The following is an 18,528-nucleotide window of genomic DNA, read 5'->3' as shown; positions in this document are numbered from 1 at the left end:
GCCGCCGCGACGGGCCGCGACGGGCCGTAACGGGCCGGGAGCGGCCCGGGGACGTCGACGGGCCGGGGTGCCCGCGCTCGCTACGGTGGCCCCTCGGGGCGCCAGAGCCGCCCGAGCAGGCAGCGACGGCCACCGGAGCGAGGACCCAAGGACATGAGCGCCACCGCGCAGCGCCCACCGGTGCAGGGGCCCGCGTGCCGCCCCGGCACCCGCGTCGGCGGGTGAGCGGCGCGCGCGACGACCCGCCGGCGCAGCGGTCGTGGACGCTGGAGGAGTTGCGGCACGCCGTGCGCCTGGTCTTCGCCGCCGGTCCCGGCGAGCGGGTGGACACCGCCGCGCTCGCCGCCGCCGCCGGGGTCTCCGAGCGGCAGGTGCAGCGCTGGCTGGGCGGTCACGCGCAGCCCGGCGCGGGCACGGCCCAGCGGTTGCGGGCGGCGCTGCTGCCCGCGGCCGACGTGCTGCAGCGCCAGGAGGACGACGCGCGCAACGCCGCCGACGCCGCGGTCGAGGTGCGGCGGGCGCTGGAGCAGGACGGGGTCCTCGACGGGCGCGCGGCGGTGTGGGCCGAGCGCGGCTGGCTGGGCGAGCACCTGCTGCTGGTCGTGGCCAACCCCGACCTGGGGTACGCGCGCGCCGGCGTCGTCGCCGCGCACGCCCCCCACGTGGCGCGGTTGCGCACCTCGAAGCCGCGGCCGGCCTCGGTGCCCGGCGGGCTGTGGCAGGTGCTGGACGCCTACGCCACCGACCACCGCTTCGACGCCGTCCTGCTGCGGCACGCCCTGCTGCAGCACGTGGGCCCCTGGCGCGTCGCGGTGCACCCCGCCCTGGTGCCCAAGGGCCACAGCGACGGGTGGCTGGCGGCGGCGGGGGTGCCCGACCTGTCCCGGCTCGCCCGGCGGGCCGGCGTGCGGGGGCGGCCCGCCCCCCCCCGGTGGGCGGAGGGGGCGTGAGCGCGCAGCGGGGCTCGCTCAGCGACCGCGGGGACCGGCCAGGGTGAGGGTGTCGATGGACTCGAAGTGCCAGTTGGTGACGTAGGTGCGGTCGAAGTGGGCGTGCAGGAAGTCCACGGCGCCCCGGTGGCCGTGCTCGACCCACACCCGCTGCAGCTCGGCGAACTCCTGCGCCGACATCGACGTCTCGGTGACCCGGTCGCGGTACTGGTCGTCGTTGCTGGAGAGCACCCCCTGCACCCCCCCGACGCGCACCCCGACCGGGCCCTCGGGCGGCGGGGCCGGGTGGCGCCCCAGGGCGCGCCGGCGCCCCGCCCTGGAACCGGTGGCGGCGCGGGCGCGGCGGGCGAGCTTCTGCAGGCGCGGGTTGCCCGGCTGCGGGGTCGTCTCCCCCCGCACCCAGCGCTGCAGCTGACGGGTGGACATGCCCAGGTCCTGCGCGGCCGAGGACAGGTCGGGGCGCTCGGGGTCGCGCCGGGAAGGCCCGTAGGCGTCCAGGAGCATCGAGCGCACGTCGCGCCGGCCCGCCCCGCCCGGCGCCGGGCGGCCCAGGACGAAGGCGGCGACGGCGTCGCGCAGCGCGGCGGAGCCGAGGTGCTGCTCGGGCATCCGCGGCAGCGGCTGCCCGGCCGCGGTCAGGGCGGGGCGCTGCGGTGCCGGGCGGCGGGCGGCGCCCGGCGCGGTGGCCCGCGGCCGCCGGGCGCGCCCGGCGCGGTGGGCGGGGCCGCGGGCGTCGGGGGTGCCCGGGGCGTCGGCGGTCGCCGGGGCGCCCGGGGCGTCCGCGGTGACCGGGGCGGGTCGCAGGGGATCGGGCATGCCCGGCAGGGGCACGGCCTCGTAGCGCGGGGCGCGGGGCGTGCGGGGGGTGCGGGGTGCGCCGGCACCCCGGCCGGGCTGCTCGCGCCCGTCCCGGCGGCGCGGTGGGCTCACGCGCGTCCCCGCTCACCGGCGGTCGGGCCGGCGGGCGCGGCGTCCCGCAGCGCCCACTCCCGCACGTCGAGCAGGTCCTCGCGCCCGCGCCAGCCGCCGCCGGTCAGGTGCGGCAGCTGGGCGGCCATCGGACCGCTGCGGTAGGGCTTGTACCCGCCCAGGGCCGGACCGAGCTTGGAGCCGAGCCTCGTCTTGCCCTCGTCGCGGCCGGGCCAGGCGGCGACGGGGTCGGGGCTGTCGGCGGCGTAGGCGAGCACGTCGGTGTCGGCGACCACCAGGGGCCAGGTGCCGCTCTGGGCGCCGACGGCGTTCACGGTGTGCAGCATGCCGACCTTGCTCGCGGCGCGGACGGCGTGGTGCCAGTACGGCTGGAAGGCGCGGGTCCCCCTGGCGGCCGGGGCGGCGAACCAGCCGTTGGTGCGCTTGTAGACCTCCTTGAGCAGCCGCAGCACCACCGGCGCCTCCGGGTCGGGGCTGTCCATCAGGGCGGTGCGCGCGTCGCGCAGGACTCGGTACCACGGCTCCAGCAGCCGGGAGGAGCGCTCGGCCGGCCAGGCCCAGGCCTGCAGGACCCCGCCGGTGAAACCCTGCTCCTTGACCGCGTACGCCAGGGTCGTGGTGGTCACCCAGCGCTCCTGCCCGGTGCCGTCCCCGGCGGGGTCGAGCACGTTCGGCACGCGCCGGTCCCCCGCCGCGGGCACGACGACCTGCCACCACCCGGCGCGCTTGTCGTCGAAGGCGACCCCGGCGCCGCCGGGGCCGGGGACCAGGTGCTCGGGCGCGCCCAGACCGAGCAGGACGGAGGAGCAGGCGGCCAGGTAGGCGCCGTTGCGGTCGTAGGCGTGCAGGAAGCCCGCGGCGGCCTCGTGCGCCTCGGGGCGGCGGGTCCAGTCGAAGACGCCGTCGAGCATGCCGACGTGGGCGGGCCCGACGCCGTCGTGGTCCACGACGTCCCAGCCGCGCTTGCGCTCCAGCGGCACCACCAGGTCCAGCAGGTCCATGCCGGTGGAGATCGCGCCGCGGAAGGGGATGCCGACGGCGTCGGCGAACAGCTGCAGGCGGCGGGCGATCTGCGCCGGGCTGCCGCCCTCGCCCTCCTGCAGGCCCGGCAGGCTCGGGTCCATCGCCGGCAGGCACACCACCACCACGCTGCCGCGCTCGGCGCCGGTGCGGCGCAGCCGCGTCAGGCCGCGCAGCTGCGGGGCGCCCTGCCCGGTGCCGAAGACCCAGCCCTCGGCGGCGGCGTCGCGCAGGGCGGGCAGGTCGGCGCTGACGCCCTGCAGCCAGGCGCGGCGCTTGTCCTCGCGGCCGGGCACGGCGGCCACGTCGACGCCGAGGCGCTGCCACAGCGCGGCGGTGGGCACGACCTGACCGGCCTCGGGGTTCTTGCGCCACTTCACCGGCGGGCAGCCCAGGCCGAGCTCGCGCCCCAGCTCCTCCAGGTCGCCCAGGTGCCGGACCGGGCGCGTCAGGGGCGCGCGGGAACCGTCGGGCAGCCAGACGGCGTCCACGTCCACCACGGCCGCGGCGGCCGTGAACGTCCCCGCCGCCGCTGCCGCGGGCCGCCCGGCCCCGCGCGGTCCGGCGCTCCCGGCACCGGGGCGGCCGCCCGGGCGGGCACCGGAGCGCGGCGCGGGGCGGCTCCCGGCGCGCGCCGGCCCCTCGTGCTCGACGGGGGCGGCCGGCGCGGCGGCGGTCCCGGCTGCGCCCGCGGGTGCGGGCGGGCGCCCGGCGAGGCGGGCCTCGTAGGCCTCGGGGTTCTCCGCGATCCAGCGCAGGGCGCGGTGGGACATCCGCTCCCGCTCGGCGGCGGTGGTGCCCACCCAGTGCTCGGGGTGGAAGGAGAGCCCCTCGAAGAGGTGCTCGCACAGCGCGCCGCACGCCAGGCACAGGTCGCGGTCACCGGTGCGCGGGCGCACGGCGCGCCCGTGCCGGTCGGTCCAGACGTGCTCGTCCCAGCCGCTCACGGCCGCCCCCGCACCGCCGGCGCGGACCCGCTGCGGGGGGTGGGGGCACCAGCGGGCGCGGCGCGCCCCGCGCTGCGGGTGCCGCGCCGATCCCCCAGCGCCGCAACGCGGGTGCCGGTGCCGGAGGGACCTGGCGGGCGGGAGCGGACCACGGCCGGAGAGTACCGGCAGCGCGCGCGCCGGCGGTGGGACCGGCCGGCGCGCGCCGGGCCCGCGGGCGGCCGCGGCACCGTCAGCTCGCGCGGGCCGGTGCCTTGCGGCGCGGCGCGGGCGTGCGCCGGGTCGGCGCGGTGTCGGCGGTGCCCAGCAGCTCGGCCAGGAACCGGCCGGTGTGGCTGGCCGGGTCGGCGGCCACCTGCTCGGGGGTGCCGGTGGCCACGACCGCGCCACCGCCGCCGCCGCCCTCGGGGCCCATGTCGACCAGCCAGTCGGCGCTCTTGATGACGTCGAGGTTGTGCTCGATGACCAGGACGCTGTTGCCCTTGTCGACCAGGCCCTGCACCACGCCCAGCAGCTTGCGGATGTCCTCGAAGTGCAGGCCGGTGGTCGGCTCGTCCAGCACGTAGATCGTGCGGCCGTTGGAGCGGCGCTGCAGCTCGGCGGCCAGCTTCACGCGCTGCGCCTCGCCGCCGGACAGCGTGGTGGCCGGCTGCCCCAGGCGCACGTAGCCCAGCCCGACCTCGGTCAGGGTGGCCATGTACCGGGAGATCGCCGGCACCGCGCCGAAGAAGTCCTTGGCCTCCTCGATGGGCATGTCGAGCACCTCGGCGATCGTCTTGCCCTTGAAGTGCACCTCGAGGGTCTCGCGGTTGTACCGCGCGCCGTGGCACACCTCGCACGGCACGTAGACGTCCGGCAGGAAGTTCATCTCGATCTTCAGGGTGCCGTCGCCGGAGCACGCCTCGCAGCGCCCGCCCTTGACGTTGAAGGAGAAGCGGCCCGGCTGGTACCCGCGCAGCTTCGACTCCGGCGCCGAGGCGAACAGCTTGCGGATGTGGTCGAACACCCCGGTGTAGGTGGCCGGGTTGCTGCGCGGGGTGCGGCCGATGGGGCTCTGGTCGACGTGCACCACCTTGTCCAGGTGCTCCAGGCCCTGCACGGACTTGTGCCGGCCGGGCACCCGCCGGGCGCCGTTGAGCTTGTTGGCCAGCACCGTGTAGAGGATGTCGTTGACCAGGGTGGACTTGCCCGAGCCGGACACGCCCGTCACCGCCACCAGGCAGCCCAGCGGGAACTCCACCGTGACGTCCTTGAGGTTGTGCTCGCGCGCGCCGCTGACCACCAGGGTCCGCGCGGGGTCCACCGGCCGGCGCTGCGCGGGCACCTCGATGCTGCGCGCGCCCGAGAGGTACTGACCGGTGAGCGACTTCGGGTTGGCCAGCAGGCCCTCCACGTCGCCGGAGTGCACGACCTGCCCGCCGCGCTCGCCGGCGCCGGGGCCGAAGTCCACCACCCAGTCCGCCACCCGCACGGTGTCCTCGTCGTGCTCGACGACGATGAGGGTGTTGCCCAGGTCGCGCAGGCGGGTCAGCGTGTCGATCAGGCGCCGGTTGTCGCGCTGGTGCAGGCCGATGCTGGGCTCGTCGAGCACGTACAGCACGCCCACCAGGCCCGAGCCGATCTGGGTGGCCAGGCGGATGCGCTGCGCCTCGCCGCCGGAGAGGGTGCCGGCCGGGCGGTCCAGGGACAGGTAGTCCAGGCCCACGTCCAGCAGGAAGCCCAGCCGCGCCTGGATCTCCTTGACGACCTGCGCGGCGATCTTCTTCTCCCGCGGCGTCAGCGTCACGGTGTCCAGGAAGGTGGCGCACTCGTCGATGGGCAGCGCGCACACGTCCGCGATGGACAAGCCGCCGACCTTGACCGCCAGGATCGACGGCTTCAGCCGCGCGCCCCCGCACACCGGGCACGGCGTCTCGCGCATGTACCCCTCGTAGCGCTCCTTGCTCCAGTCCGACTCCGTTTCGGCGTGGCGGCGCTTGACGAACGGGATCACGCCCTCGAAGCCGGTGGAGTACTGCCGCTCGCGGCCCCACCGGTTGCGGTAGCGCACCTGCACCTCGTGGTCCTTGCCCTGCAGCAGCGCGTCCTTGGCACGCTTGGGCAGCGCCCGCCAGGGGGTGTCCATGGAGAAGGACAGGTCCTCGGCGAGCGCGCCCATCAGGCGCTGGAAGTAGTCCGCCGACCCCGAGGCCCACGGCGCGATGGCGCCCTCGGCCAGGGTGAGGTCCTCGTCGGGGACGACCAGCTCGGGGTCGACCTCCAGCTGGGTGCCCAGGCCGGTGCACTCCGGGCAGGCGCCGAAGGGGGCGTTGAAGGAGAACGAGCGCGGCTCGATCTCGTCCACGTCCAGCGGGTGCTCGTTGGGGCAGGCCATCTTCTCGGAGAAGCGGCGCTCGCCCTCGGGGCCCTCCACGTCCACCAGGTCCGCCACCAGCAGGCCCCCGGAGAGCACCAGCGCGGTCTCCACCGAGTCCGTCAGGCGCCGCTTGACGCCCTCCTTGACCACGAGGCGGTCCACCACCACCTCGATGGTGTGCTTGAGCTTCTTCTGCAGCGTGGGCGGGGAGTCCAGGGCGACGACCTCGCCGTCCACGCGGGCGCGCGCGAAGCCCTTGGACTGCAGCTCGCGGAAGAGGTCGGCGTACTCGCCCTTGCGGTCGCGCACCACCGGGGCCAGCACCTGGAAGCGCGTGCCGGCCTCCAGCTCCATGAGCTGGTCGACGATCTGCTGCGGGGTCTGCCGGCCCACGGGCTCCCCGCAGACCGGGCAGTGCGGGCGCCCCGCGCGCGCGAAGAGCAGGCGCAGGTAGTCGTACACCTCGGTGATCGTGCCCACGGTCGAGCGCGGGTTGCGCGAGGTGGACTTCTGGTCGATCGAGACCGCCGGGGACAGGCCCTCGATGAAGTCCACGTCGGGCTTGTCCATCTGCCCCAGGAACTGGCGGGCGTACGCCGACAGCGACTCCACGTAGCGGCGCTGCCCCTCGGCGAAGATCGTGTCGAAGGCCAGGGAGGACTTGCCCGAGCCGGACAGGCCCGTGAAGACGACCAGGCTGTCGCGGGGCAGGTCGACCGAGACGTTCTTGAGGTTGTGCTCGCGCGCACCGCGCACGACCAGGCGGTCGGAGGCGACGGCGGCGGTGGCCACCGGCCGGGTCGCGGTGGCGGCGGCCGCGCGGGCCCGGGAGGGGCGCCGGGGGGTGCTGGTGCCGGACGAGCCGGTGGAGGGGGTGCGAGAGGCCACGACCCAACCCTAGGCGCCGCCTGCGACACGAGCCGCCGCCCCGGGCGCCGCCGCCGCCGGGCGCGGCCCCCTTCGGGGGTCGCCCGATCGACGGACGCGGGTAGTTGAAGGCGACGACTACCCTGGGCGCATGGCCCCCGGTGAAGCCGTCCTCGACCCCTCGACCCCGCCCGGCGGCGCGCACGGCCCCACCCGCTGGCTCGACGCCGAGGAGCAGCGCACCTGGCGCAGCTTCCTGGCCGCCACCCAGCTGCTGATGGACCGCGTGGACCGCCAGCTGCACCACGACTCCGCGGTGGTGCACACCTACTACGAGATGCTCGTGCGCCTGTCCGAGGCCCCCGGCCGCTCGCTGCGCATGAGCGAGCTGGCCGACTCCTCCCTGTCCTCGCGCAGCCGCGTCTCGCACGCGGTCGCCCGCATGGAGGAGCGCGGCTGGATCCGCCGCGAGGCGTGCGCCACCGACGGCCGCGGCTTCAACGCCGTCCTGACCGACGAGGGCATGCGCGCCCTCGAGCGGGCCGCGCCCGGTCACGTGGAGACCGTGCGCGAGCTGCTCTTCGACCAGCTCGACGCCGAGCAGCAGCTGCAGCTGCGCCGCATCAGCGAGGCGCTGCTGCAGCACCTGACGGCCACCGGCAGCGTCTCCCCCGTGCCGCTCGTGGGCCCGCTGGGCGGCTGAGCGCCGCGCGCCCTCAGGCGCCCTGCGCCGCGCGCATCCCCCGCAGCTCCTTCTTCAGGTCGCCGACCTCGTCGCGCAGGCGCGCCGCCAGCTCGAACTGCAGCTCCGCGGCCGCCGCGTGCATCTGGTCCGTCAGCTGCTGGATGAGGTCGGCCAGGTCCGCCTGCGGCACCGACCCGCGCGCGCCGGGCGCGCTCTCACGCGCCGCGCCGGCGCTGGCCCGGGCGCCCTTGGCCGCCTTGCCCCGCGACTGCGAGCGCCCGCTGCCGCCCTGGGCGGACAGCAGGGCCGCGGTGTCGGCGTCCTCGCGGGCGATGAGGTCGGTGATGTCGGCGATCTTCTTGCGCAGCGGCACCGGGTCCACCCCGCGCTCGCGGTTGTAGGCGACCTGCTTCTCGCGGCGGCGGTTGGTCTCCTCGATCGCCTTCGCCATGGAGGGCGTGATCGTGTCCGCGTACATGTGGACCTGCCCGGACACGTTGCGCGCCGCGCGCCCGATGGTCTGGATCAGGGAGGTCGCCGAGCGCAGGAAGCCCTCCTTGTCGGCGTCCAGGATCGCCACCAGCGACACCTCGGGCAGGTCCAGGCCCTCGCGCAGCAGGTTGATGCCGACCAGCACGTCGTACTCGCCCTGGCGCAGCTCGCGCAGCAGCTCCACGCGGCGCAGCGTGTCGATGTCCGAGTGCAGGTACCGCACCCGCACCCCCTGCTCCAGCAGGTAGTCGGTGAGGTCCTCGGCCATCTTCTTCGTCAGCGTGGTGACCAGCACCCGCTCGTCGCGCTCGGCGCGGGCGCGCACCTCGTGCAGCAGGTCGTCGATCTGCCCCCTGGTGGGCTTGACCACCACCTCGGGGTCCACCAGGCCCGTGGGCCGGATGATCTGCTCGACCACCCCGTCGGCGCGGGAGAGCTCGTACGGGCCGGGGGTCGCCGACAGGTACACCGTCTGCCCGACGCGGTCCAGGAACTCCTCCCAGCGCAGCGGGCGGTTGTCCATGGCGCTGGGCAGGCGGAAGCCGAAGTCGACCAGGGTGCGCTTGCGCGAGGCGTCGCCCTCGTACATCGCCCCGATCTGCGGCACCGTCACGTGCGACTCGTCGATGACGAGCAGGAAGTCCTCGGGGAAGTAGTCCAGCAGCGTGTTCGACGCCGACCCCGGGGCGCGGCCGTCGAAGTGGCGGGAGTAGTTCTCCACCCCCGAGCACGTGCCGACCTGCCGCAGCATCTCCACGTCGTACGTGGTGCGCATCCGCAGCCGCTGCGCCTCCAGCAGCTTGCCCTGCTGCTCCAGCTCCGCCAGGCGCTCGGCGAGCTCGGCCTCGATGGTGCCGACCGCCCGCTCCAGGCGCTCGGGGCCGGCGACGTAGTGCGAGGCCGGGAAGACGTAGACCAGCTCCTCCTCCTGCAGCACCTCCCCCGTCAGCGGGTTCAGCGTGTAGAGCTTGTCGATCTCGTCGCCGAAGAACTCCACGCGGATCGCGTGCTCCTCGTACTGCGGGATGATCTCCACCGTGTCCCCGCGGGCCCGGAAGGTGCCGCGCGTGAAGGCCAGGTCGTTGCGGGTGTACTGCATCGCGACGAAGCCGCGCAGCAGGTCGTCGCGGTCCATCGTGTCGCCCACCTTCAGCGTCACCATCCGGTCCACGTACTCCTGCGGGGTGCCCAGGCCGTAGATGCACGAGACCGTGGCCACCACCACGACGTCGCGGCGCGTCAGCAGCGAGTTGGTGGCCGAGTGCCGCAGCCGCTCCACCTCGTCGTTGATCGAGGAGTCCTTCTCGATGTACGTGTCCGACTGCGGCACGTACGCCTCGGGCTGGTAGTAGTCGTAGTACGAGACGAAGTACTCCACCGCGTTGTTGGGCAGCAGCTCGCGGAACTCGTTGGCCAGCTGCGCCGCCAGCGTCTTGTTGGGCGCCATGACCAGCGTGGGGCGCTGCACCTGCTCGATCAGCCACGCCGTCGTGGCGGACTTGCCCGTGCCCGTCGCACCCAGCAGCACGACGTCCTTCTCCCCGCCGCGCACCCGGCGGGCCAGCTCGGCGATCGCCGCCGGCTGGTCGCCGGAGGGGGAGAACTCGGAGACCACCTCGAAGGGCGCCACCCGGCGCTGGATGTCAGTCGTGGGCCGCATGGGGCCACTGTAGGTCGGGCCTGCGACACCGGCGCCCGCTCACGCCGGGGGCGAACGGCGCCGGCGCGGGCGGGCCCGCCCGCGGGTCCTCACGCCCCCGGCGGGTGCCAGCCGGTGCGCCGCGCCCACTCCTCGGCCGCGGCGACGGCCGAGCCGGTCGCGTCCAGCCCGTCCAGCGCGTGCGCCCCGCCGGGACCGCCCCCGGCCCGGGCGCTGTCCCGCAGCAGCAGCGCGCGCCGCCACGCCGGGGAGCCGTGCACCCGCACGTGCAGGCGCACCGGCCGGCCGGGGTCCGCCGAGGCGTGCAGCGCGCCGCCGCCCCCACCCCCACCGGCGTCGTCGCCCCCGGGGTCGTCCCCGGCGCCCCCGCCGGCGCGCGCGGGCGGGAAGCCGGCCGCGGCCAGCGCACCGGCCACCCGCGGCACGGCCGCGGCCGAGGGCACGGCCAGCTGCAGGTCCAGCACGTCCCGGGCGGCGGCGCCCGGCACGGCCGTGGCACCGACGTGCTCCACCCCGCGCTGCAGGTCGCCGGCCGCCCGGGCGACGCGGGCGGCCAGCCGCGCGGCCTGCGCGGGCCAGGCCGGGTCCGCCGGCCCCGGCGGGCCCGGCGGCGCGGGCGCGGGCCGGCCGAGGCGCACGTTCTCCTCGAAGGGCAGCAGCCGCTCGCGCCACAGCCGCTCCACGCGCCGCGGCAGCGGGTCGGCGGCGCCGGGGTCGCGGCGGGGGTTGTCCAGCACGACGTCGGCCGCGGCCAGCCGCTCCTCGTCGCCCGCCTGGGCGGCGACGCGGGCGCGGGCGTCCTGCTCGCTCATCCCGCGGTCGGCCACCAGGCGCCGCAGGCGCTCGCCGGCACCGGCGTGGACCACGATCACCAGCGGGAAGCGCGCCGCCAGGCCCGTCTCCACCAGCAGCGGCACGTCCTCCACGACGACCGCGCCGGGCGGCGCGGCGGCCACCAGCTCCTCCCGGCGGGCGGCGACCAGGGGGTGCACCAGGGCGTTGAGGTCGGCGCGGGCCGCGTCGTCGGCGAAGACCAGCCTGCCCAGCGCCGGCCGGTCCAGCGCCCCGTCCTGGCGCAGCACCCCCGGCCCGAAGCGCTCCACCACCGCGCCCAGCCCGGCGGTGCCGGGGGCGACGACCTCGCGGGCGATCACGTCGGCGTCGACGAGGACCGCCCCGAGGCGCACCAGGTGCGCGGCGACGGTGGACTTGCCCGCGCCGATCCCGCCGGTCAGCCCCACGCGCAGCACGCCCGCACCGTAGCGCAGGGCGCCGGCGCGGCCGCGGGAGCGCGCAGGACCGGCGGGGACCCCGGGACCCGCGGGGCGCGGCTCAGCCGCGCGCGCCCCGCAGGCGCGGGCGCGGGGACGGCACGGGCTCGGGGGCCCTCGAGCGCGCCGCCACGTACCCGGCGGCGGTCACGGCGGTGCCGGCCGCCAGCAGCGCGGCGCGCACGGGGCCCGCCGCGTCGCCGCGCCCGGCCGCGGCCAGGTGGCGCAGCACGCCGCTGCCGACGGTGCGCACCACGTAGCCGCGCTCGGCCGAGAGCCCGTCGGCGGCGCCCACGCGCGCGGCGAGGAACCCCTTGGAGCGCCCCTCGTGCCAGCAGCGCCGCACGAGGTACCCCACGCGCTGGCGGGTGGCGGGCACGAGGTGGTCGACGACGGCGCCGGCGCGGCGCACGACGACGGTGGCGGGTTCCGCCTGGCGCAGCCGGATGCAGAAGTCGGTCTCCTCGCAGCCCACCGGGAGCGCCCCGACGCGGCCGGCGGAGGTGTCGAAGCCCTCCACGGCGCCGAACGCGGCCGCGCGCACCGCCATGTTGGCGCCGATGGGGTTGCGCATGGGCTGCCCGTCGCCGGGCATGCCGCGGTAGTCGCAGCCGACGATCCAGCCGAACTCCTCGGGGAACCAGCGCGGGGACCGGCCGCCCTCCCAGTCGGGCACCACGCCGCCGCCGACGACGGTGACCGCGTCGGCGGTGAACTCGGTGCGCAGCGCCTCCAGCCAGCCGGGGCGCGGGACCGCGTCGTCGTCGAGGAACACCACGACGTCTCCGGCCGCCGCGGCGACGCCGGTGTTGCGGGCGCCGGACAGCCCGCGCGGTCCGGTGCTGGCCAGCACCCGGGCGCCGGGGAGGGCCGCCGCGAGCCGGGCGAGCAGCTCGTCGTGGTGGTCGACGACGACGACGAGCTCGTCGCGCTCGGTCAGCTGCTCCTGCACGGCGGCCAGCGCGCTGGTGAGCACCGCCAGGCGCGCGTCGGTGTAGGTGCACACCACGACGCTGAGCGCGGGCGCGCCGGCGGCGCCGCCCGGTGTCGCGCCGCTCACGTCGGTCCGGGGGTGCTGCGGGGTCGACCGGCGGGCGTGGTGGCGGTGGGCACGGCACTCCTCGTGCGGGGCGGGCGGATGGCGGGCTCCGTGGTGCTCGGGGTCGGGCGGACGGGCGCGGTGCCCCGCCGTCCGGGGCGGTGCCCGTCGGAACGTACCAGCACCACCACGCTCGGTACCGGGACGAGAGCGTAACGATCGAGTTAACCGTGCGTGGTGACCTCGTGTGCTGACCCTGCGTGCGGCGCTGGTGACACGCGTGCTCCGGCGGTGTGACCGCCTGGCGATTCCCCCTGCCCGGGTCGGTGCGGACACCTAGGCTGTGCGCCGGCAGGTTCGTCCGAAGGGGAGCACGTGGGCATCAGGAGCAAGGTCGCCGACCGGGGTGGGAACGCCAGCTGCGTCTGCGGCCACGCGGCGCTGGCGCACGAGCACTACCGGGCCGGCAGCGACTGCTCCCGCTGCGAGTGCCCCCGCTTCCGCTCCTCCTCCCCCTGGCGCACGGCCCTGCGCCGGCTCACCCGGGACTGACCCGGGGACCGGTTCCGGGGCCGACCCCGGGACGCGAGAGAGCCCGGCCGGGGGATCCCCGGCCGGGCTCTCTCGTGCGCGGCTCAGCGCCGCGCGGAAGGGGTCAGCGCACGCCGCCGCGACGCTTGTTGTAGACGTCGAACGCCACCGCCAGCAGCAGGACGAGGCCCTTGATGACCTGCTGGAGGGACTGGTCGACGTTGAGCAGCTGCATGCCGTTGGAGATGACGCCGACGAGCAGACCACCGATCATCGCGCCGGTGATCTTGCCGACGCCGCCGGTCACCGCCGCGCCGCCGATGAAGGCGGCCGCGATGGCGTCCAGCTCGAAGCTGTTGCCGGCGCCGGGCTGGGCGCCGTTGGAGCGCGAGGAGAAGATGATGCCGGCGACCGCGGCGAGGAAGCCCATGTTGACGAAGATCCAGAAGTTGACCCGGCGGACGTTCACGCCGGACAGCTGGGCCGCGGCCAGGTTGCCGCCGATGGCGTAGACCTGGCGGCCGAACACCGTGGAGCGGGTGACGACCGAGTACACCAGGATCAGCACGGCCAGGATGATCAGCACGACGGGCAGGCCGCGGCTGTGCGCCAGCTGCCAGGCGAAGGCCATGACGACCGCGGCCACGGCCACGATGCGCAGGACGAACAGCGGCATCGCGTCGACGACCTGCTGGTAGCGGACGCGGGCCACGCGGGTGCGGATCTGGCTGACGGCGTAGCCGACGACGGCCAGCGCGGCGATGAACAGCGTGAAGGCGTCGTAGCCGTAGCCGCCCATGAGGCCGTTGAGGAAGCCGGTGGCGATGCGGCCGTACTCCGGGGGGAACGGCGAGAGGGAGACGTTGTCCAGGACGTAGTACGTCAGGCCGCGGAAGAGCAGCATGCCCGCCAGGGTGACGATGAAGGCCGGGATGCCCACGAAGGCCACCCAGAAGCCCTGCCAGGCGCCGATGAGCAGGCCCACGCCGAGGGCGGCGAGGACGCCGACGTACCACGGCTGGCCGGAGCCGATGACGAGCTTCGCCGAGATCGCACCCGTCAGCGCGACGACCGACCCGACGGACAGGTCGATGTGGCCGGCGACGATGACGATGAGCATGCCGATGGCCAGCACCAGCACGTAGGAGTACTGCAGGACGATGTTGGTGATGTTGCCCGGGCTGAGGGACAGCCCGTCGGTGAGCACTGCGAACAGCACCACGACGACGGCGAAGGCGATGTAGATGCCGCTCTCGCGCAGGTTCTGCGAGATCGCCACGAGGGGGTTGGCGGTCCCGGTGCGCGGTCCGGGGTTGGGCGCAGGGGTGCTGGCCCCTCGGGGCCCGCCCTTGAGCAGGTCGCTCATGCGGAGTGCTCCTGGTCGTCGTGGGAAGTGGTGGTGGAGGCGACCGCGCCGGCGCGCGCGGGCGTCTTCTCCTTGGTCATGAGGCTCATGAGGTTCTCCTGCGTGGCCTCGCTCACGGGCATCTGCCCGGTGATGCGCCCGGCCGACAGGGTGTACACGCGGTCGCAGATGCCCAGCAGCTCCGGCAGCTCCGAGGAGATGACGATGACCGCCTTGCCCGCCGCGACGAGGCGGTTGATGATCGTGTAGATCTCGTACTTGGCGCCGACGTCGATGCCGCGGGTCGGCTCGTCGAGGATCAGGACCTCCGGGTCGGAGTAGATCCACTTCGAGAGCACGACCTTCTGCTGGTTGCCGCCCGACAGCTTGCCGGTCAGCGCCATCACGGTCGGCGCCTTGATGTTCATGCTGCGCTTGCTGTCCTCGGCGACGCGGATCTCCTCGTGCGCGTTGACGAGGCCGCCTTTGACGAGCTTGCCGAGCGCCGCGGCGGAGATGTTCCGCTTGATGTCGTCGATGAGGTTCAGGCCGTACTTCTTGCGGTCCTCGGTGGCGTAGGCCAGGCCGTGCTTGATGGCCTCGCGCACGGTGCGGGCCTGGATCGGCTTGCCGTGCAGGTAGAGCTGCCCGCCGAGGTAGCGGCCGTAGGAGCGGCCGAACACGCTCATGGCGAGCTCGGTGCGGCCGGCGCCCATGAGGCCGGCGATGCCGACGACCTCGCCGGCGCGCACCGACAGGGTGGCGCCGTCCACCACGAGGCGGTCCTGGGAGGGGTGCCCCACCGTCCAGTCCTCGATGCGCAGCACCTCCTCGCCCGGGTGCGACTCGCGCTCGGGGAAGCGGCTGTCCAGGTCGCGGCCCACCATGCCGCGGATGATGCGGTCCTCGGTGACGGCGTCGGCGCGCATGTCCAGGGTCTCGATGGTGCGGCCGTCGCGGATGATCGTGACCGAGTCGGAGATGGCCTCGATCTCGTTGAGCTTGTGCGAGATCATGATGCTGGTCATGCCCTCGGAGCGCAGCTGGCGCAGCAGGTCCAGCAGGTGCGCGGAGTCCGTGTCGTTCAGCGCGGCGGTCGGCTCGTCGAGGATGAGGAGCTTGACGTCCTTGCTGAGCGCCTTGGCGATCTCGACGAGCTGCTGCTTGCCGACGCCGAGCTGCCCGATGGGCGTGGTGGGGTTCTCGTCCAGGCCAACGCGGGCCAGCAGGCGCGAGGCCTCGCCGTTGGTGCGGTTCCAGTCGATGAGCCCGCCCTTGCCGCGGATCTCGTTGCCCAGGAACAGGTTCTCGGCGACCGACAGGAACGGCACCAGGGCCAGCTCCTGGTGGATGATGGCGATGCCGGCCTTCTCGCTGTCGCCGATGCCGCTGAACTGCGACAGCTGCCCGTCGAAGTGGATCTCGCCCTCGTAGCTGCCGTGCGGGTACACGCCCGACAGCACCTTCATCAGCGTGGACTTGCCCGCGCCGTTCTCGCCGCAGATGGCGTGGACCTCACCGCGCTTCACGGAGAGGTTGACGCCCGAGAGCGCCTTCACTCCGGGGAAGGTCTTGGTGATGTCCCGCATTTCCAGGATGTTGTCGGTCATCGGCGCGCCGTCGTCCTCGCTGGGGAACCGCCCGGGCTCTCGCCCGGGGAGGGGGTGGGGGGTGGTGTTCGCGGAAGCGTCCCCACCGCGTCGTGCGCGGTGGGGACGGTTCCGTCGGAGGGGCGCTGGGTCAGCCGGCCTGGCCGGCGTCGACCTCGGCCTGCGTGTAGTAGTCCGTGTCGATCAGGGCGGACTTGATGTTGTCCTTGGTGACGATCTCGGACTCGAGCAGGTACGAGGGGACGACCTTGACGCCGTTGTTGTACGTCTCGGTGTCGTTCGCCTCGGGCTCGTTGCCCTCGAGGATCGCGGAGGAGGCGGTGACGGCCTGCTCGGCGAGCTTGCGGGTGTCCTTGAAGACGGTGGCGTACTGCACGCCGTCGTTGATGAGCTTGACGGAGGCGATCTCCGCGTCCTGGCCGGAGATGATGGGCATCGGCTGGCCGCCGTTGCCGTACCCGGCGTTCTGCAGGGCGGTGATGATGCCGCGGGAGATGCCGTCGTAGGGCGACAGGACGCCGTCGACCTTGCTGCCGTCGTTGTAGGCGGAGGTCAGCAGGTCCTCCATGCGCCGCTGCGCGGTCTCCTGCTGCCAGCGCAGGATGGCGGCCTGGTCGATCTTCGTCTGGCCGGACTTCACGACGATCTTGCCGGAGTCGATGAACGGCTTCATGGTGTCCATCGCGCCGTTCCAGAAGAACTGGGCGTTGTTGTCGTCCAGCGAGCCGGCGAACAGCTCGACGTTGAAGGGCCCGGCGGCGGTGCCCGGGGTCCCGTCCGGGTTCAGCAGGCCGAGGCCCTGCAGCACCGAGGTGCCCTGCTGCACACCGACGTTGTAGTTGTCGAAGGAGACGTAGAAGTCGACGTCGGCGCTGCCGCGGATGAGGCGGTCGTAGGAGATGACCTCGATGCCCGCGGCCTTGGCCGCCGACAGCTGGCTGGTCAGCGCGGTGCCGTCGATGGCGGCGACGATGAGCAGGTCGTCGCCCTTGGTGATCATCTGGTCGATCTGCTGCGACTGCGTGGGGATGTCGTCGTTGGCGTACTGCAGGTCGACCTTGTAGCCGGCCGCCTCGAGGCCCGCCTTGACGTTGTTGCCGTCGGCGATCCACCGCTCGGACGTCTGCGTCGGCATCGCCACGCCGACGGTGATGTCACCGTCGGCGCCGCCCTCGGAACCGGAGCCTTCCGTGCCGGAACCGGCGCCGCCGCCGCCGCAGGCGGAGACGGTCAGGGCCAGGCCGGCGGCGAAGGCGGCCAGGTAGCGACGAGTGATCACGGCGGAACTCCTCTGTACCTCGTGAGCGTCGGAACTCGAACGGTTCTCGACGGGTGTGGGGGGGTTGGCGCCGTCTGCGGGCGCGGGGACCTCCTGCTCGACCGGGCTTCCTCGTCCCGTCCATCAGCAGCAGTCGGTTGGACGTCGAACATTGTTAACGTTAGCAGTGAGGAGCGTCAAGCGGTTCGCCCGCTCGGCGCAACGGGGTCGGGAACCCCGCCGGGGACGGGCGCGCAGCGTCCCGCCCTGGGCTAACCTGACGCCTCCGGGACTCCCGCGATCCTCCCCGCGACGCGCGACCGGCCCCCGCACGCGGACGTCCGGGGCGGGTCCCGGTTCCCCCACTCCCCCGCGCCCCCGGCGCGGTGACAGGCAGGAAACGCAGATGAGCCGTCCCGGTGACCCGGCGCCGCCGCCGGGTGGGGCAACGCGCACCCCGGTGCTGGCGGACGTCGCCGAGCTCGCCGGGGTGTCCCAGCAGACCGTCTCGCGCGTCGTGCGCGGTTCGGGCTCGGTGGCCCGCCGCACCCGGGAACGGGTCGAGCAGGCCATCGCCGAGCTCGGCTACCAGCCCAACGCCGCCGCGCGCGCGCTGGTCACCCGCCGCTCGCACCGCATCGGCGTCGTCGCCGCCAGCACCTCGCTGTACGGCCCGGCGCTGACCCTGGTGGGGGTGCAGGAGGCCGCCCGCGCGGCGGGCTACTCCGTCACCGTCGTCATGGTCAGCGACCTGCTGCCGGCGACCGTGGCCGAGGCGTTCCAGGAGCTGCGCGGCCAGTCGGTCGACGGCGCGATCGCCGTGGTGCCCGAGGACGCCTCGCAGGCGGCCGTGGCCGCCGCGGACGCCGCCTTCCCCTGCGTGCTCGCCCCCGGCCTGGACGGCGCCGGCGTGCCGGACGCGTACTGGAGCGAGGTGGCCGCGGCCCGGGAGGTCACCGAGCACCTGCTCGCGCTGGGGCACCGCACGGTGCACCACGTGGGCGGCCCGGTGGACTGGGCTGAGTCCCGGGCCCGCTCGACGGGGTGGCGCACGGCGCTGGTGGAGGCCATGCGCGTGGTCCCGCGGCCGGTGCGCGGGGACTGGACGGCCGCCTCCGGCTACCGCGCCGGGCGCGAGGTGCTGGCCGCCGGCGCCACCGCGGTCTTCTGCGGCAACGACCACATGGCGATCGGCGTGGTGCGGGCGGTCACCGAGAGCGGGCTGTCCGTGCCCGGCGACGTCAGCGTCGTCGGCTTCGACGACGTGCCCGAGGCGGCCTACCTCAACCCGCCGCTGACGACGGTGCACCAGGACTTCACCGAGATCGGGCGCCGCTGCGTGCGCGTGCTGCTGGGCCGGCTCGCGCAGCGGGTGGTGGAGCCGGGGGCGGTGACCCCCGGGCTGGTGCTGCGGGCGAGCACCGGGCCGGCGCCGTCCTCGCCGCGGGCCGGCGCGCGCGCGCCCGTCCCCCCGGCGGCGCGGGCGACCTCCCGCTCCCCCGCCGCCCCCGCGCCCTGATCCGGGCGGCGGTGCACGCACGAGGGCCCCGGTCGGCGCTGCCGACCG

At 75.1% G+C, this 18,528-nt stretch carries 13 protein-coding genes; 4 read left to right on the top strand and 9 right to left on the bottom strand.

Annotated features, from left to right (window positions below; translation table 11 throughout):
* The first annotated feature begins 221 nt into the window (after positions 1 to 221).
* Complete coding sequence (locus ACRYR7_RS10060; protein ID WP_432571948.1) at positions 222 to 950, top strand: hypothetical protein; 729 nt, start codon at positions 222 to 224, stop codon at positions 948 to 950.
* Between the two features lie 18 nt (positions 951 to 968).
* Here ACRYR7_RS10060 and ACRYR7_RS10055 read toward each other — a convergent pair whose 3' ends face one another.
* The 3 genes from ACRYR7_RS10055 to uvrA all read right to left on the bottom strand — a co-directional run bounded on the left by ACRYR7_RS10055 (position 969) and on the right by uvrA (position 6,995).
* Positions 969 to 1,766, bottom strand: a complete 798-nt coding sequence (locus tag ACRYR7_RS10055) for a hypothetical protein (RefSeq protein WP_432571947.1) — start codon at positions 1,764 to 1,766, stop codon at positions 969 to 971.
* 110 nt (positions 1,767 to 1,876) lie between these two features.
* Complete coding sequence (locus tag ACRYR7_RS10050) at positions 1,877 to 3,847, bottom strand: hypothetical protein (RefSeq protein WP_432571946.1); 1,971 nt, start codon at positions 3,845 to 3,847, stop codon at positions 1,877 to 1,879.
* Positions 3,848 to 4,079: 232 nt separating this feature from the next.
* Positions 4,080 to 6,995, bottom strand: coding sequence for an excinuclease ABC subunit UvrA (gene uvrA, locus ACRYR7_RS10045; protein WP_432571966.1), 2,916 nt, complete (start codon positions 6,993 to 6,995; stop codon positions 4,080 to 4,082).
* A 226-nt stretch (positions 6,996 to 7,221) separates the two neighbouring features.
* Here uvrA and ACRYR7_RS10040 point away from each other — a divergent pair, with 226 nt between their 5' ends.
* Positions 7,222 to 7,773: a MarR family winged helix-turn-helix transcriptional regulator gene (locus tag ACRYR7_RS10040; RefSeq protein WP_432571945.1), complete on the top strand. Its 552-nt coding sequence runs from the start codon at positions 7,222 to 7,224 to the stop codon at positions 7,771 to 7,773.
* A gap of 13 nt (positions 7,774 to 7,786) precedes the next feature.
* Here ACRYR7_RS10040 and uvrB read toward each other — a convergent pair whose 3' ends face one another.
* The 3 genes from uvrB to ACRYR7_RS10025 all read right to left on the bottom strand — a co-directional run bounded on the left by uvrB (position 7,787) and on the right by ACRYR7_RS10025 (position 12,238).
* On the bottom strand, positions 7,787 to 9,907 hold the full coding sequence (uvrB, locus tag ACRYR7_RS10035) for an excinuclease ABC subunit UvrB (protein WP_432571944.1): 2,121 nt from the start codon (positions 9,905 to 9,907) through the stop codon (positions 7,787 to 7,789).
* An 89-nt stretch (positions 9,908 to 9,996) separates the two neighbouring features.
* Positions 9,997 to 11,157, bottom strand: a complete 1,161-nt coding sequence (gene coaE / locus ACRYR7_RS10030; protein ID WP_432571943.1) for a dephospho-CoA kinase — start codon at positions 11,155 to 11,157, stop codon at positions 9,997 to 9,999.
* 82 nt (positions 11,158 to 11,239) lie between these two features.
* On the bottom strand, positions 11,240 to 12,238 hold the full coding sequence (locus ACRYR7_RS10025; RefSeq protein WP_432571942.1) for a glycosyltransferase family 2 protein: 999 nt from the start codon (positions 12,236 to 12,238) through the stop codon (positions 11,240 to 11,242).
* 354 nt (positions 12,239 to 12,592) lie between these two features.
* Here ACRYR7_RS10025 and ACRYR7_RS10020 point away from each other — a divergent pair, with 354 nt between their 5' ends.
* Positions 12,593 to 12,769 (top strand): hypothetical protein, encoded by a 177-nt coding sequence (locus ACRYR7_RS10020; protein ID WP_432571941.1) that lies wholly within the window; start codon positions 12,593 to 12,595, stop codon positions 12,767 to 12,769.
* A 103-nt stretch (positions 12,770 to 12,872) separates the two neighbouring features.
* Here the strand turns inward: ACRYR7_RS10020 and mmsB are convergent, their stop codons facing one another.
* The 3 genes from mmsB to chvE all read right to left on the bottom strand — a co-directional run bounded on the left by mmsB (position 12,873) and on the right by chvE (position 16,979).
* Positions 12,873 to 14,114: a multiple monosaccharide ABC transporter permease gene (gene mmsB / locus ACRYR7_RS10015; RefSeq protein WP_432571940.1), complete on the bottom strand. Its 1,242-nt coding sequence runs from the start codon at positions 14,112 to 14,114 to the stop codon at positions 12,873 to 12,875.
* On the bottom strand, positions 14,111 to 15,703 hold the full coding sequence (gene mmsA, locus ACRYR7_RS10010; protein WP_432571939.1) for a multiple monosaccharide ABC transporter ATP-binding protein: 1,593 nt from the start codon (positions 15,701 to 15,703) through the stop codon (positions 14,111 to 14,113). Before mmsA ends, mmsB begins: the two co-directional genes overlap by 4 nt.
* Before the next feature lie 130 nt (positions 15,704 to 15,833).
* On the bottom strand, positions 15,834 to 16,979 hold the full coding sequence (gene chvE / locus ACRYR7_RS10005) for a multiple monosaccharide ABC transporter substrate-binding protein (protein ID WP_432571965.1): 1,146 nt from the start codon (positions 16,977 to 16,979) through the stop codon (positions 15,834 to 15,836).
* A gap of 388 nt (positions 16,980 to 17,367) precedes the next feature.
* Here chvE and ACRYR7_RS10000 point away from each other — a divergent pair, with 388 nt between their 5' ends.
* Positions 17,368 to 18,480, top strand: coding sequence for a LacI family DNA-binding transcriptional regulator (locus ACRYR7_RS10000; RefSeq protein WP_432571938.1), 1,113 nt, complete (start codon positions 17,368 to 17,370; stop codon positions 18,478 to 18,480).
* Positions 18,481 to 18,528: the final 48 nt, after the last annotated feature.

Source organism: Kineococcus gurbantunggutensis (assembly GCF_050871925.1).
Lineage (GTDB): Bacteria > Actinomycetota > Actinomycetes > Actinomycetales > Kineococcaceae > Kineococcus.
This window is presented reverse-complemented; position numbering and strand designations above follow the sequence as displayed.